14 protein-coding genes are annotated in these 14,796 nt (G+C 71.2%); 10 read left to right on the forward strand and 4 right to left on the reverse strand.

Annotation, left to right across the window (positions count from 1 at the left end; genetic code table 11):
• The first annotated feature begins 124 nt into the window (after window positions 1-124).
• Genes ACTWPT_RS32025 through ACTWPT_RS32050 form a run of 6 tightly spaced genes read left to right on the forward strand, consistent with a single transcriptional unit; the run spans window position 125 to window position 5,575 of the window.
• On the forward strand, window positions 125-841 hold the full coding sequence (locus ACTWPT_RS32025) for a FadR/GntR family transcriptional regulator (RefSeq protein ID WP_443181224.1): 717 nt from the start codon (window positions 125-127) through the stop codon (window positions 839-841).
• 10 nt (window positions 842-851) lie between these two features.
• A complete protein-coding gene (locus ACTWPT_RS32030; protein ID WP_443181225.1) occupies window positions 852-1,616 on the forward strand; it encodes an enoyl-CoA hydratase/isomerase family protein in 765 nt (254 codons plus the stop codon).
• Complete coding sequence (locus ACTWPT_RS32035; RefSeq protein WP_443181226.1) at window positions 1,616-2,794, forward strand: CaiB/BaiF CoA transferase family protein; 1,179 nt, start codon at window positions 1,616-1,618, stop codon at window positions 2,792-2,794. Before ACTWPT_RS32030 ends, ACTWPT_RS32035 begins: the two co-directional genes overlap by 1 nt.
• Window positions 2,782-3,840 (forward strand): hypothetical protein, encoded by a 1,059-nt coding sequence (locus ACTWPT_RS32040; RefSeq protein ID WP_443181227.1) that lies wholly within the window; start codon window positions 2,782-2,784, stop codon window positions 3,838-3,840. Before ACTWPT_RS32035 ends, ACTWPT_RS32040 begins: the two co-directional genes overlap by 13 nt.
• Window positions 3,837-4,538, forward strand: a complete 702-nt coding sequence (locus tag ACTWPT_RS32045) for an SDR family NAD(P)-dependent oxidoreductase (protein ID WP_443181228.1) — start codon at window positions 3,837-3,839, stop codon at window positions 4,536-4,538. Before ACTWPT_RS32040 ends, ACTWPT_RS32045 begins: the two co-directional genes overlap by 4 nt.
• Window positions 4,535-5,575: an aldose 1-epimerase family protein gene (locus tag ACTWPT_RS32050; RefSeq protein ID WP_443181229.1), complete on the forward strand. Its 1,041-nt coding sequence runs from the start codon at window positions 4,535-4,537 to the stop codon at window positions 5,573-5,575. Before ACTWPT_RS32045 ends, ACTWPT_RS32050 begins: the two co-directional genes overlap by 4 nt.
• On the opposite strand, the gene ACTWPT_RS32055 is transcribed toward ACTWPT_RS32050, so the two are convergent.
• Together ACTWPT_RS32055 and ACTWPT_RS32060 are read right to left on the reverse strand one after the other, a co-directional pair.
• Window positions 5,572-6,402: an amidohydrolase family protein gene (locus ACTWPT_RS32055; RefSeq protein WP_443181230.1), complete on the reverse strand. Its 831-nt coding sequence runs from the start codon at window positions 6,400-6,402 to the stop codon at window positions 5,572-5,574. The two genes, ACTWPT_RS32050 and ACTWPT_RS32055, sit on opposite strands and share 4 nt — an antisense overlap.
• 3 nt (window positions 6,403-6,405) lie before the next feature.
• Complete coding sequence (locus ACTWPT_RS32060; protein ID WP_443181231.1) at window positions 6,406-7,287, reverse strand: aldo/keto reductase; 882 nt, start codon at window positions 7,285-7,287, stop codon at window positions 6,406-6,408.
• 277 nt (window positions 7,288-7,564) lie between these two features.
• On the opposite strand from ACTWPT_RS32060, the gene ACTWPT_RS32065 reads away from it, so the two are divergent.
• On the forward strand, window positions 7,565-9,979 hold the full coding sequence (locus ACTWPT_RS32065) for a glycoside hydrolase family 95 protein (protein ID WP_443181232.1): 2,415 nt from the start codon (window positions 7,565-7,567) through the stop codon (window positions 9,977-9,979).
• Here the strand turns inward: ACTWPT_RS32065 and ACTWPT_RS32070 are convergent.
• On the reverse strand, window positions 9,955-10,380 hold the full coding sequence (locus tag ACTWPT_RS32070) for a glutaredoxin domain-containing protein (RefSeq protein ID WP_443181233.1): 426 nt from the start codon (window positions 10,378-10,380) through the stop codon (window positions 9,955-9,957). The genes ACTWPT_RS32065 and ACTWPT_RS32070 overlap by 25 nt on opposite strands.
• A gap of 121 nt (window positions 10,381-10,501) precedes the next feature.
• Entirely contained in the window at window positions 10,502-11,617 is a 1,116-nt protein-coding gene (locus ACTWPT_RS32075; protein WP_443181234.1) for an FCD domain-containing protein, read from the reverse strand.
• A 162-nt stretch (window positions 11,618-11,779) separates the two neighbouring features.
• Between ACTWPT_RS32075 and ACTWPT_RS32080 the strand changes: the two genes are divergently transcribed.
• From ACTWPT_RS32080 to ACTWPT_RS32090, 3 genes are read left to right on the forward strand one after another with little or no spacing between them, the layout of a single operon-like run.
• Window positions 11,780-13,063: an ABC transporter substrate-binding protein gene (locus ACTWPT_RS32080; RefSeq protein WP_443181235.1), complete on the forward strand. Its 1,284-nt coding sequence runs from the start codon at window positions 11,780-11,782 to the stop codon at window positions 13,061-13,063.
• A 26-nt stretch (window positions 13,064-13,089) separates the two neighbouring features.
• Entirely contained in the window at window positions 13,090-13,992 is a 903-nt protein-coding gene (locus tag ACTWPT_RS32085; RefSeq protein ID WP_443181236.1) for a carbohydrate ABC transporter permease, read from the forward strand.
• Entirely contained in the window at window positions 13,989-14,795 is an 807-nt protein-coding gene (locus ACTWPT_RS32090) for a carbohydrate ABC transporter permease (RefSeq protein ID WP_443181237.1), read from the forward strand. Before ACTWPT_RS32085 ends, ACTWPT_RS32090 begins: the two co-directional genes overlap by 4 nt.
• Window position 14,796: the final 1 nt, after the last annotated feature.

Consider the following 14,796-nt stretch of genomic DNA (forward strand, 5'->3'; position numbering starts at 1 on the left):
GGCTCCGCGTCAGCCCGCCCCGTGGCGGCAGCCAAGGAGGCTGGACGAGCTTCATCTGATGAAACTTCATCTTCATCTGATGAAGGGCTAGGAAGAAGCCGGCTTCCGCGCTAACGTGCGGAGCGTGGCAACTGATCCTCAGCGGGACGCCGCCCGGCACGTCCAGGTGGTGCAGGCCCTCGGCACCCGCATCGTCGGCGGTTCGCTCACCCCTGGCGCCTCCATCCCCATCGAGGAGGACCTCGTCGGGGAGCTGGGCGTGGGGCGGTCGGCGGTGCGGGAGGGCGTCAAGGTCCTGGCCGGCAAGGGCCTGCTGGAGACCAGGAGGAGCGCGGGCACCCGGGTACGCCCCCGCGAGTCCTGGAACCTGCTCGACGCCGACGTGCTCAGCTGGCGGTTCGAGCCCGAGCCGCGCCCCGAGGACATCCGGGTCCTGGCCGACCTGCGCGTGGCGCTGGAGCCGGGCGCGGCCAGGGTGGCGGCTGAGCGCGCCGACGCGAGCGCGGTGCGGCGCGTCGACGAGGCCCTGGCCGCCCTCTACGCCACCGCCGACGACCCCGAGCCGTTCATCGAAGCCGACCTGGCCTTTCACAAGGCCGTGTTCGCCGCGGCGGACAACGACCTGCTGCTCTACATCTACGACATGATCAGCATCGCCCTGCGGTCCGTGCGCCAGGTGCACACCCGCTCGGTGGCGCACAACAAGGAGACGCTGCCCGGCCACGAGCGCGTGGCGGTGGCGATCAGGCGCCGTCACCACCGCAAGGCCGAGGAGGCCATGCGCGAGGTGGTCGAGGTCGCTCGCGCCGACGCCGAGCAGCACATCCGCCTCTGTTGCTAGGAGCCCTCACTTGGACGTCCTCCTCGACGTCGACGGCCCGGTGGCCGTCGTCACCCTCAACAGACCCGCCAAACTCAACGCCATCACCCCCGACATGGCCGCTGCCCTGAAGACCTGCCTCGTCCGGATCGACGCCGACCCGGCCGTGCGGGTGGCCGTGCTCACCGGGGCGGGCGAGCGCTCGTTCTGCGTGGGCAGCGACATCCGGGAGCTGGACGCGTACGACACGCCGTGGGAGTTCCGCAACCGCGGCGACTACGGCGACGCCGTCCGCGCCCTGCGCAAGCCGATCGTCGCGGCCGTCAACGGCTACGCCTACGGCGGCGGCCTGGAGCTGGCCCTGGCCTGCGACATCCGGCTGGCCGCCGGCACGGCGACGTTCGCCGCGCCCGAGATCAAGCTCGGCTGGATCGGCGGCAGCGGCCAGTCCGCGTTGCTGGCCCATTCTGTCGGCCCGAGCAACGCGGCCAGCATGTTGCTGACCGGCGACCCCGTCGACGCCGCCCGCGCCCTGGCGTGGGGGTTGGTGACCGATGTGTTCCCGCAGGAGGAGCTGCTACCCGCCGCCGTCGGGCTGGCCGGTCGGATCGCGCGAAGGCCTCCGATCGCCGCGCAGAGCGCCAAGGCCAATCTGAAGGCCGCCTACTCGATGCCGCTCGACCAGGCCATCCAGTACGAGCGTGACCTGCAAACCGTCTGCTTCGCCACCGCCGACGCCGCCGAGGGCCGGGCCGCGTTCGCCGCCCGCCGCGAGCCCGTCTTCGAGGGGCGCTGATGGGCGCGCTCGACGGCTACCGCGTGATCGACCTGTCCATCGCGATGGCCGGTCCGCTGGCCGCCATGCGGCTGGGGGACCTGGGCGCGGACGTGGTCAAGGTGGAGCCGGTGACCGGTGAATGGCAGCGGCACGCCCCCGCGGGCGGCGCCACCGGCAACCAGGTCAACGCCTCGTTCCTGTCGCTCAACCGCAACAAGCGCAGCCTCGCCGTCGACCTGAAGTCCGGCGAGGGCCGCGAGATCGTGCACCGGCTGGCCGCGACGGGCGACGTGTTCCTGCAGAACTACCGGCCCGGGGTGGCCGAGCGACTCGGCATGGACTACGAGACGATCAGCGCCATCAACCCCGCCATCGTGTATGTCTCCATGTCGGGATACGGGGAGAGCGGTCCCTACGTGTCGAGGCCGGGGCAGGACATCCTGCTGCAGGCCATGAGCGGGGCCATGTTCAGCACGGGCCGCGACGGCGACCCGCCTGCGCCCGCCGGGACGTACGCGATCGACGCCGTCACCGCCTACAGCGCGTTCGAGGGCGCGCTGGCCGCGTTGCTGCACCGCGAGCGCACCGGCGAGGGCCAGCGGGTGAGCGTCAACATGCTGGACGCGGCCATCGCCGTGCAGATGCAGGAGCTGTCGATCTTCACGGTCGGCAAGGTGCCGCAGCGGCGCGGACGCCAGCCGCACGGCCACACCTACATCCGCGCCCCGTACGGCGTGTTCGCCACCAAGGACGGCTACCTCGCGCTCGGCATGCCCAGGCTCGATGTCCTGGCGGTCGCGCTCGATCTGCCCGAGGTGGCCGGCATGGACGGCCACGCCGGGCGCGACGAGATCACCGCAGCCGTGGCCCGCCGCCTGCCGGACCGCACCACGGCCGAGTGGCTGGAGGTCTGCGCCAGCCATGACCTGTGGGCGGGGCCGGTGTACGGCTACGCCGAGCTGGTGGCCGATCCGCAGGTCGCGCACAACGGCTCGTTCGTCACCTACGAGCACCACACCGAGGGCACGGTCACCACACCCGGCTTCCCCTACCGCCTGAGCGCCGCCCCGCCGTCGGTGCGCAGGGGCGCGCCGCTGGTCGGTGAGCACACGCGCGAGCTGCTCGACGAGCTCGGCTACCCGGCCGAGCGCACCGCCGAGCTGGTGGCGAGAGGCGTGCTGGCATGCGCGGACTAACCTGGGACCACCCGCGCGGGTACGGCCCGCTGGACGAGCTGACCCGGCTCGATCTGGCGGGCAGCAACCCCTTCGGCGACGTGCCCGAGCCGATCGCGTGGGATCGGCAGCCGCTCGAAGGGTTCGAGTCCGAGCCGATCGCGAAGCTCTGCGAAACGTACGACTTGCTCGTGATCGACCACCCTGGTCTTGGCGCGGCCGTGGACGCGTTGACGCCGATGGAGGAGCTGTTCGAGCCGGATGAGCTGGCCAGACTCAAGGCGGGCACGGTCGGCCGCACCTGGGACAGCTACCACCTGGAGGGCCAACAGTGGGCGCTGCCGCTCGACGCGGCCACCCAGGTCGCCGTCGCGCGCCCCGGCGTCGAGGCGCCGGCGGCCTGGCCTGAGGTGGCGGAGTTCGCCCGTGGCACCCGGATCGCCCTGTGCCTGGGCGGGCCGCACGCGTTCCTCATGTTCTGCGCCCTGTGCTCGGGCGACTTCCTTGACGAAAAGGCCGGGACCAGGGCGCTGGAGCTCATGGCCGAGTTGCTCGCGCTCGCCGACCGGGAGGTGTCGCTGCGCAACCCGATCGGCGTGCTCGACGCCATGGCCGCGGGCGGGCCTGAGTACTGCCCCCTGGTGTACGGCTACGTCACCTACCCGCTGGCGTTCTCCGACGCGCCTGCGTGGCCGGGGCGCGCGCCGGGGAGCGTGCTCGGCGGCACCGGGCTGGCGGTCTCGCGGCGGCGCGCCGGCACGATCGGCGAGTCCGTCCGCGCGCACCTGCGCCGGCTGATGTCCGAACCGGTGCAGGCCACGCTCTTTCCCGCCACCGGCGGGCAGCCGGCCGCCCGGGCCGTCTGGCAGGCCGGGGGCGGAACGCCGCCCGCAGGGTTCTACCGCGACACCCTGGCCACCGTGCAGGCCGCCTGGATCAGGCCGCGCTTCCCCGGCTACATCGCCCTGCAGGACAGGTCGTCCGCGCTGCTCCGCGACGGGCTGCTCGCCCGCGTCCCGGCCCGCGACCTGCTCAACGACCTGCACAAGGAATGGAGGCACGCATGACCACGGCGCTCGTCACCGGCGCGGCGGGAGCGCTCGGCAAGGCGATCGTCCGCCGCCTGTCCGCCGACGGCCACCAGGTGGCGGCACTCGACCTCGACGCCGGCGCGCTCGAAGGCACGCTCAACCTCAAAGTGGATCTGCGCGACCCGGCCGCCATCGAGCAGGCGTTCGCCGAGACGGCCGCGCGGCTCGGCCCGGTCGGCATCCTCGTCAACAACGCGGCCGTCTACCCCAGCAGGCCGTTCCTGGAAGTGCCGCTCGCCGAGTACGACGACGTGCACGCGGTCAACCAGCGCGCCTACTGGCTGGCGGCTCAGCACGCCGCCCGCCAGATGGGTGACACAGGCGGTGCGATCGTCAACATCGCCTCCATCACCATGCACGGCGGCTGGCCCGACCTGGCCGCCTACATCGCCACGAAAGGCGCGGCGGCCGCGCTGACCAGGGCGCTCGCCCGCGAGCTCGGCCCCCGTGAGATCCGGGTCAACTGCGTGTCGCCGGGCGCGTTCCCCACGGCGGCCGAGGAGATCCATCCGGATCCTGAGGCGTACAACCGGTTTGTCCTGGAACGGCAGTCGCTCCAGCGGCGCGGCACCCCGGAGGAGCTGGCCGCCGTGGTGTCGTTCCTCACTGGCCCGGACGCCTCGTTCGTGACCGGCCAGACCATCGAAGTCAACGGAGGGTGGGTGATGGCATGACGCCGGACCGCAGGCGGCTGGCCGAGCTGACCGGAGACCTGAGCGCGGCCGGCGGGGTCCGGCTGGTGACGCTCGGCGACGGGCTCGAGCGCGGCATCAGGACCCTGGAGTTCCGCACCGGCTCTGGGCTGGCCTTCGACGTGCTGGTCGACCGGTGCATGGACATCGGGCACGCCGAGCACGCCGGGCGCGCGTTCGGCTGGCGCTCCCCCACCGGCTTCCGCCATCCGGGGTTGCACGAGAACGCCGACGAGGACGGCTTGTCGTGGCTGCGTTCGTTCTCCGGGCTCATTGTCACGGCCGGGCTCGATCACACGCTGTTCGGCGGCGAGGTATCCGCCGACGGCTACGGCTACCCGCCCCGCCAGAGCGTGCGGCACGGGCTGCACGGCCGCGTCGGCAACATCCCGGCCCGGCTGACCGGGTACGGCGAGCGGTGGGAGGACGACCGCTGCGTGTTGTGGGCGGAAGGTGAGGTGCGCCAGGCCGCGGTGTTCGCCGAGAACCTGCGCCTGGTCCGGCGCATCGAGGCCGACCTGGGCGGCGACGAGATCAGGCTGGTGGACACGGTCACCAACGCCGGGTTCGAGCCGGCGCCGCACATGTTCCTCTACCACATCAACCTCGGCTGGCCGCTGCTCGACGAGGGCGCCAGGCTCGAGGCCGACATCCGCGAGACCCTCTGGCAGACCGACAGCGTGGCGGAGCAGAAGGCCGACCACATCACCTTCCCCGGGCCCGCTGCCGGGTTCGTGGAGCAGGTGTACGAGCACGCGCTGGTCCCCGGCGCCGACGGGATGCACCAGGTGGCGGTGGTCAACGACCGGCTCGGCATGAAAGTGAGCGTGGAGTGGCCGGCGGCGGAGTTCCCGTACTTCTTCGAGTGGCTGAACCTGCGCTCCGGCAACTACGCGGTCGGCCTGGAGCCGTCCACCCACCACGTGTCCGGCGACGCGGCGGCCAGGGAGGACGGCAGCATGATCTGGCTCGGACCGCTGGAATCCCGGGTGTACCACACGACCTTCCGCGTCACCTAATGCAGTCCGTACGCGCGCCGGGCGGTGCCGGCGAACACCTCGGCGCGCTCACCCCCCGACAGCCCTGCGCACAACTCGTCCGCGGCCTGCGCGACGCGCTGGTATTCGGCCGCGAGCAGGCACACCGGCCAGTCGGAGCCGAACATCACCCGATCAGGCCCGAACGCCTCCAGCGCGACCTCCGCGTACGGCCGCAGGTCGGACACCCGCCACGCCGCCCAGTCGGCCTCGGTGACCATGCCGGACAACTTGCAGTAGACGTTGGGGTGGGCGGCCAGCTCCTTGATCCGGCTCCGCCACGGCTCCAGCTCGCCGGCCGCGATCGGTGGCTTGGACAGGTGGTCGAGCACGAAGGTCAGCCCCGGCATGGCCCTGACCGTGTCGATGGCGGCGGGGAGCTGGTGCGGCAGCGTCAGCAGGTCGTACGCCAGCCCGGCGGCCTCCACCGCGGCGAGCCCGCGCCGCACGTCGGGCCGGTTGAGCCACGCGGGGTCGGGCTCGGACTGCACGCCGTGGCGCACGCCCACCAGCCCGCCGGGCAGGGCGGCCAGCGTGTCGGCGGCGTCCGGCGCGGTCAGGTCGATCCACCCGACCACGCCCGCGACCAGGTCGGACGCGGCCGCGAGGGCCAGGAAGTCGCGGGTCTCGCCCAGGTCGGACAGCACCTGCACGAGCACGGTGCGGGTCACCCCGGCAGCGGCGGCGGGCCCGGCCAGGTCGTCGAGGGTGAACGTGCGCCGGACGGGCGCCATCGGCTCCGGGTCCAGCCAGGTGTGGGGGCGGACGGCGAGGTCCCAGACGTGGTGGTGTGCGTCGATACGGTCCATGGGCTATTCGAGCTCCAGCTCCGTCCAGAGGTCATCGGGGATGGGGGTGGCGGCCAGGGCCAGGTCCTCGGCCACCTCCTCCGGGCTGCGGGCGCCGACCACGACGCCGGTCACGGCCGGGTGCCGCAGCGGGAACTGCAGGGCGGCCGCCGCGAGCGGCACCTCGTACGCGGCGCAGCGCTCGGCCAGGCCGCGCGCCCGCTCCAGCACCGGCCCGGCGGCAGGCGCGTAGTCGTAGTGGGCGCCGGGGCCGGGATCGGCCAGGATCCCGCCGTTGAACACGCCTGCCACGAGCACCCCGGTGCCGCGCTCGGCGCACAGTGGCAACAACTCCTTGCCCGCCGTACGGTCCAGCAGGCTGTAGCGTCCCGCCACCATCACGCAGTCCACGTCGGTCTCCCGCACGAACCTGGCCAGCATCCCGGCCTGGTTCATGCCCACGCCGACGGCCCGCACCCCGCCCTGCTCGCGCAGCCGCTCCAGCGCCGGGTACGCGTACCGCACGGCCGGCTCCCAATGGTCGTCGGGGTCGTGGATGAGCAGGATGTCGAACGCGTCGAGCCCGGTGCGCTCCAGGCTGCCGGCGAGCGAGGCGTAGACGCCCTCCACCGTGTAGTCCCGCCTGGACGGGCCGAGCAACGCGCCGACCTTGGTGGACACCGTCACCTGGGACCTGACCACACCCGCCAGGAACCGGCCGAGCCTGCGCTCCCCCAGCCCCTCGCCGTAGCGGGGGGCGGTGTCGAAGTAGCGGACGCCGCCCTCCCAGGCGGCCTCCAGGGTGGCCGCGGCCTGCTCGTCGCCGACCGGCGTGTACAGCCCCGCCAGAGGGGCGGTGCCGAGGCCGATCCTGGAAACGGTGACGCCGCTGCGACCGAGCCTCACGTCTCGGCTCTCCTCTCGGACGGGAGATCGTTTGCAGACCGAAACCTAGCAGACCTCCAATGTCCCGACTAGCCAGTCAGGTGTTTACGAAAGGTCTGGACAGAAGACGACTCATTCGCGTAGATATACATCCTACGTTCTTCAGGCGTTACACCCCTGAAGCATCTCGCACTTTGACGTACCCGCAGGTTGAGCGCATTCGGGCGCCCCTGACGGCGCGATCTTCCTCTCAACCGCTCTCGTGGTTTCCGCCATGTGTTCTGGAACAGGAGTATCGGTGATCAACGACGGCTACACACGACGGGGCGTGCTGGCGACCGGGTTAGGCGCCGCCGCCGGATCCCTGCTCACGACCGGCGTCACCGCCGGCCCCGCGCGGGCGCAGGCCCGCGGCAACCCGCTCACGCTCTGGTACACCCGCCCCGCCGCGGCCTGGCTGGAGGCGCTGCCGGTCGGCTGCGGGCGGCTCGGCGCGATGGTGTTCGGCGGCGTGGCCACCGAACGGTTCCAGCTCAACGAGGACAGCGTCTGGGCCGGCGGGCCGCACACCTACGACAGCCCCGAGGCGCTGGCCGCGCTCCCCGAGATCAGGCGGCTGGTCTGGGAGGACAAGTGGCAGGCGGCGCAGAACCTGGCCGACCGGACGTTCCTCGGCAGGCCCAGCGAGCAGGCTCCGTACCAGGTGCTCGGCGACCTGACGTTGACGTTCCCCGGCTCGGCCGAGTTCACGGACTACCGCCGCGAGCTGGACCTGACGCGGGCGGTCACCGGCGTGACGTACGTCCGCGACGGCGTGCGCCACACGCGCGAGGTCTTCGCCAGCAACCCCGACCAGGTCATCGTCGTCCGGCTCACGACCGACAAGCCGGCCTCCGTGACCTTCCAGGCGGCCTTCTCCAGCCCGCAGTCCTCCGCCGTCGCGGCCGCCGCGCGGGACACGATCGCCCTCGACGGGGTCAGCGGCGACACCCAGGGGCTCAAGGGCGAGGTGCGTTTCCGCGCCCTGGCCATGGCTCAGGCGAAGGGCGGCACGGTCCGGGTGGACGGCGGCACGCTGGCCGTCGAGGGCGCCGACGAGGTCACGCTGCTGATCTCCATGGGCTCCAGCTACCGCAGCTACAAGGACGTCGGCGGTGACCCGGCCGAGGTCGCGGGGCGGCATCTCGAGCGGGCGAGCGGGCAGCCGTACGAGGTGCTGCAGCGTAAGCACGTCCACGACTACCAGCGGCTCTTCGGCCGGGTCGAGATCGACCTGGGCACCTCGGAAGCGGTCGCGCTGCCGACCGACGAGCGCATCGCGCGCCGACAGCTCGACACCGACCCGCAGCTGGCCGCCCTGTACTTCCAGTACGGCCGCTATCTGCTGATCTCCTGCTCCCGCTCCCCCGGCTACGCCGCCAACCTGCAGGGCATCTGGAACGACTCGCTGACGCCCGCGTGGGAGTCGAAGTACACCATCAACATCAACTGCGAGATGAACTACTGGCCGGCCGGGCCCGCCAACCTCATCGAGTGCATGGACCCGCTGTTCGACCTGATCAAGGATCTGTCGGAGACGGGGGCCGGCACCGCGCGGACGCAGTACGGCGCGGGCGGCTGGGTGGCGCACCACAACACCGACGGCTGGCGCGGCACGGCGCCCGTCGACTTCGCCTTCTACGGCGTGTGGCCCACCGGGGGCGCCTGGTTGTGCCTGACGTTGTGGGAGCACTACCTCTACACCGGGGACGAGCGGCGGCTGCGCGAGCACTTCCCGCTGATCAAGGGGTCGGTGGAGTTCTTCCTCGACACGTTGCAGACCGATCCCAGGACCGGCTACCTGGTGACCAACCCGTCGCACTCGCCCGAGGTGGGGCACCACGAGGACGGCGACGAGAACGTCAGCATCTGTGCCGGGCCGACCATGGACATGCAGATCCTGCGGGACCTGTTCGAGGCCTTCGCCTCCGCGTCCGAGGTCCTGGGGCGGGAGCCGGAGATGCGCGAGAAGGCGCTGGAGGCGCGTTCCCGGCTCGTGCCGAACCAGGTCGGCCACCTCGGGCAGATCCAGGAGTGGCAGGAGGACTACCGCGGTGACGCGGCGCTGTCGCGCAGCCGGCACATCTCGCACCTATGGGGCCTGTTCCCCGGGCACCAGATCGACCCGCGCCTGTCGCCGGAGCTGGCCGCGGCCGCCCGCCGGACCTTGCAACTGCGCGGCGAGGCCGGGGCCGGGTGGTCGCTGGCCTGGAAGATCAACTTCTGGGCGCGGCTGCTGGACGCGGCGGAGGCGTACAAGCGGCTGGGGAACCTGCTGGTGCCGGCCAGGACCGCGCCGAACATGTTCGACCTGCACCCGCCTTTTCAGATCGACGGCAACTTCGGCGGCACGTCGGGGATCACGGAGATGTTGTTGCAGAGCCATGCCGGCCAGGTGCATGTGCTGCCCGCCCTGCCGGCCGCCTGGCCTTCCGGGTCGTTCCGGGGGCTGCGGGCGCGGGGCGGCTTCGAGGTGTCCCTGGAGTGGGCCGGCGGGGCGCTGACGCGCGGCCGGATCCGCTCGGACCTGGGCCGCCGGCTGACCCTCCGCACCTCGAAGCCGGTCACGGTGACGCAGGACGGCCGCCCGGTCGAAGCCGACCGCCCGGAGCCCACCGTGCTCGTCCTCGACACCCGCCGCCACGCCGTCTACGACATCGTCCCGTCCCCCTGACCCAGCTGTCCGCGCACCCATGCGGGATCGGGGTTGACGTACGGCCGGCCCGCCAGCACCACGGTCGGCACCGTCTCGTCGCCACCGGTGGCCGCCCTCACCGCTGCCGCACCGGCCGGGTCGCGCCAGATGTCGACCCAGTGCAGCCGGCGGGCGTCGCGACCCAACCGGGTCCGCAGCCGCAGGCAGTATTTACAACCCGCCCGCCAGTAGACGATCGGCCGGCCGTCCTCAGCGCTGCGGCGTTGCGCCTCCACCGCACCGATCGACCTAGGGAAGGCCAGTGGCGAATACCGTACGGCGAGCAGGAGAAACACCACCAGGAGTACGGCGGCGACGCCCGGGGGACCCGCGGCGATCTGGCCGATCGCAACGACCGAACCGCCCAAGACAAGCACCATCGGCCAGATCCAAGCCCGCGTCATGACGACACATGCTAGCTATGGCGCGGGTCCTGCCGATCGGCGGCCGGGCGTGCGGCCCCTGGCCCACTGCCCGGTCCCGCCATGGGCGTGGAGCCTCCTACGCCGGGGCGGTGGCAGCCTCGGCGGTCGCCTCCGGGCTCGCCGTGTTGGCGTGGGCCCGGGGGCGGGTGCGGGAGGCCTCACCGCGGGCGTGGGCGGCGAACAGGCGGGCCGCCTCGTCCGAGTCACCCGATGCCAGCGCGGCGACCAAGTCGTCGTGGTGGCCGGCCATCGCCGTCCAGTCCCCCTCGTACAGCGGGTTGCCCACCACGTGCAGGCTCCACAGATTCGACTCGATCGTCCGCCACAACCTCAGCAGGAAGGAGTTGCCGCACACGGCGCACACCCGCCGATGAAACGCCAGGTCCGCGTCCCTGAACGCCCCGATGTCACCGTCCTTGGCCGCCTTCCGCATGGCCAGGACGTCGGCCGACAGCTGCCGCAACGTGTCGGCCTGGATGCGGACGGCCGCACCCCGCGCCGCGTACTCCTCCAGCAGGACCCGCATCTCGCGCACCTCCCTGGCCTGCTCGTCGGAGATCTCCGCGACGTAGCTCCCCCGGTTGGGATAGGAGATGACCAGCCCTTCGTGCGCCAGCCGCTTGATCGCCTCCCGGGCAGGGGCCTGGCTGGTGCCGACCCGCCGGGCGATCTCCGCCTCCACGAGCCGCTGTCCCGGCAGCAGCTCCCCCGACACGATCCAGCCGCGCAGCAGCGCGTAGACCCGGTCGGACAGCAGCTCCCTGGGCAGCAGCCGGTCGGCGGGCGGCGCGATCTGCTGCTCTTGCCAGATGCGCGCGACCGTGGACTGCGACAGCCCGAGCTGCCTGGCCATGGTGCGGGTGGACGGCACGGCGGAGCCGCCGGCCGCCGCCGCGATCACCCGCTCGGCCTCCTCACGCTCCGGGCTGCGCGGCCGCCCTGGCCGCGGGGCGTCGGACAGCCCGTCCAGACCCCGCTCCACGAACCTGGCCCGCCACTTGGCGACCGTCGCCGGGCTCACCGCGAGCCGCGTCGCGATCTCCTTGTGCGGCAGCCCGTCGGCGCACGCCAGCACGATGCGGCTGCGCAGCGCCAGCCCGCCGCCCGGCTCCTTCGCCTGCGCCTGCAGCGCGGACAGCTCCTCCGCGCTCAGCACCAGCCGCTTGTCGTCCTCGCCTCCGAGTCCTGCCACAGGCCCCACCTTAACGTATTTATGACTCAGTCACCGGCCAGAAACGGATTTGTCGTGACACGAAACCCCTTGACCGACCCAGGTTACCAACGTATTAAATAATCGCTAATCGAGTAACGACCCATTAAAAGGCGTCGCAGATCTCGCCCCCTTGGAGGTGCGATGCGTTCCCCCCGCCCATCCCTCGCCCCGCTGACCAGCATGGCCGCCATCGGCTGCCTCTTCCTGCTCACCGCGTGCGGCGGAGGTGGATTCACCGACGAATCCCGAGCGCAGCAGAGTGAGGGCGGCCAGGTCACGGTCAGGATGCTGGTCAACATCAGCCCCAACCTCACCCAGGCCTACTGGGACGGGCTGGTCAAGCCGTTCGAGCAGGCCAACCCGGGCATCGACGTCAAGATCGAGGCCCCGACCGGCAAGGGCGTGGCCGACACGCTGCCGCAGCAGCTCGCCGCGGGCAACGCCCCGGATGTGGTCGAGACGCTGATGGCGGACGAGACGCTGGCCAAGCAGATGCTCGACCTGACCGACCAGCCCTGGGCGGGGAACACGCCCCTTGCCGAGCAGGCCAAGCTGGGCGGCAAGATCTACTCGGTGGGCGTCGGCGTGCAGGCGCAATCGCTGGTCTTCTACAACAAGAGCGCCTTCGACAAGGCCGGGATCGGCCGGCCGCCGACGACGTTCGACGAGTTCGACGCGGCAATGGGCAAACTCAAGGACGCCGGCTACCTGCCGCTGCAGACCGGTGGAGACTTCCTCACCGGGCTGCAACTGCTCCAGCTGTCCAACCCGAGCCGGGCCCAGCTCCACCCCGCCTGGCAGCAGGACGTCAAGGCGGGCAAGCTCAAGGCCGGCGAGTCGCTGCTGCCCTACCTGGAGCGCTACCGCACCTGGATCGACAAGGGGTACGTGGACAAGAACGCCCTCGGTATGAAGTACGCCGACGCCGAGACCGCGTTCCTGTCCGGCAAGTCGGCCATGTACGTCATGGGCAGCTGGTTCACCGCCAGCGAAGCCAAAGCCCAGAAGGACTTCGAGGTCGGCGTCTTCCCCGCCCCGGTCGACAAGGGGCAGAGCCACCCCGGCCCGCAGGGCGCCACGCTCGCGGCCCCGTACATGATCCTGAAGTCCACTCCGAACAAGGACGCGGCACTCAAGCTGGTCCAGTGGCTCGTCACCGACCCGGCCGCAGTCAAGAGCCAGCTCAAGCAGGACGGCAACTTCCGCACCGGCGTCGAGCGCGAGTTCACACCGCTGGAGAAGCAGGTGCAGGAGATCCTCGACGGCGCGCCCTCCGGGGTCCCGCAGGGCGAGGGGTACGGCGACGCAACCCTGCCCAAGGGCTTCAACGCCGCGTGGAACACCGAGGTCCAGGGCTTGTACGTGGGCAAGTCCCCCAAGGAGGCGGCCGAGGGCGTGGACCGCTGGCTGGCCGGCCGCTCATGACCCTCACCCGAGAAGCACCCCCGATCGTGACCCGAGCCGTCGCCGAGCAGCCGAGAAAGCGCCATGACGGCCTGGTCACCGCGATCATGGTCGGTCCCGCAACCGTCCTCTACACGGTGATGCTCATCGTCCCGGTCGGTCTGGCGCTCTACCTGAGCCTGACCGACTGGGACGGCTTCAGCGCCAACCCGGCCTTCGTCGGCGCCGCCAACTACGCCGACCTGCTCGACGACCCCGACCTGCGCCGCGCCGCCCTGGTCACGCTGCTGATCGCGACGGCGGGCACGGCCGGGCTGAACCTCCTGGGACTCGGCTTCGCGCTGCTGGTGAACGGCGCCTCGCGGGCCAACACGTTCTTCCGCATCGTGCTGTTCTACCCGCACGTGCTGAGCGCCCTGGTCGTCGGCTTCCTCTGGTCGGCCATCCTCGGGACCGGCGGGGCGGTCAACAACCTCATCACCACCTGGGGCGGGGAGGTGATCCCGTTCCTGTCCGACCCGGCGTGGGCCACGGTCACCATGATCGCGGTGCTGGTGTGGGCCGGGTTCGGCGTCAACGTGGTGCTCTACCTGGCGGGGCTGCAGGCGGTGCCGCACTCGCTGATCGAGGCGGCGCGGATCGACGGGGCGACGCGGTGGCAGGTGTTCAGGCACGTGACGCTGCCGGCGCTCGGCCCGTCCGTGACGGTGAACATCGTGTTGTCGCTGGTGACGCTGCTGAAGACGTACGACCTGGTGGTGTCGCTGACGGCGGGCGGGCCGGCCGGTCAGACGCAGACCGTCGCCTACCTCATCCTGTGGAACTCCTTCCACGACGCCCGCCTCGGGTTCGGCTCAGCGCAGTCGGTGATCCTCATGCTGGTGACGGCGGCGCTGGCGTTCGTGGTGACGAGGCTGCGCAGGCGCGGCGAGCTGGCGGTGCACCAATGAGAAGGACCTTCCTCTGGGCGACCGTCGCGTTCATGCTCGTGCCGCTCTACGTACTGACGGTCAACGCGTTCAAGGGCCAGCAGCACATCCTGGCCGACTCGTTCGGCCTCGGCGGGCTCACGCTCGAACCGCTGGGCAGGGCACTGACGAACCCGCAGTTCAACGTGGTCAAGGGGTACGCGGTCACGTTGTTGTTCGTGGTCGCGGTCAACGTGTTGTCGGTGCTGCTGGCCGCCCCCGCCGCGTACGTGATCGCGCGTAGCCCCAAGCGCAGGTTCCGGATCCTGATGTTGTTCTTCCTGGCCGGGACGTTCATCCCGGGCCAGGTGCTGGTCATCCCGGTCGTGTACGTGCTCAAGACCCTCGGCCTGATGGGCACCATCCGGGGGTTCGTCCTGTTCGAGACCGTGTTAACGCTACCTTTCTCGATCTTCCTGTACGCCGGCTACATCGCCACCATCCCAGCCGTGCTCGACCAGGCGGCGGCCGTGGACGGGGCGGGGCGGCTACGGACGTTCTGGCGGATCGTCTTCCCGCTGATGCGGCCCGCGGTCGCCACGATGGTCATCCTCAACACCTTCTCGGTGTGGAACGACTTCGTGAACCCGCAGATCATCCTCGGCCCCGGCAGCGGCCTCTACACGGTGACGACCGGCGTATACGCGGCGGTCAGCCAGTACTCCACCGACTACACGGTGGTCTTCCCGACGCTGCTGCTCGCCATCGCTCCCCTGCTCGTCTTCTTCGTCTTCATGCAACGGCACATCATCAGCGGCCTCACCACAGGTGCGACGAAAGGTTGAA

This window comes from Nonomuraea sp. 3N208, assembly GCF_052245935.1.
Classification (GTDB): domain Bacteria; phylum Actinomycetota; class Actinomycetes; order Streptosporangiales; family Streptosporangiaceae; genus Nonomuraea.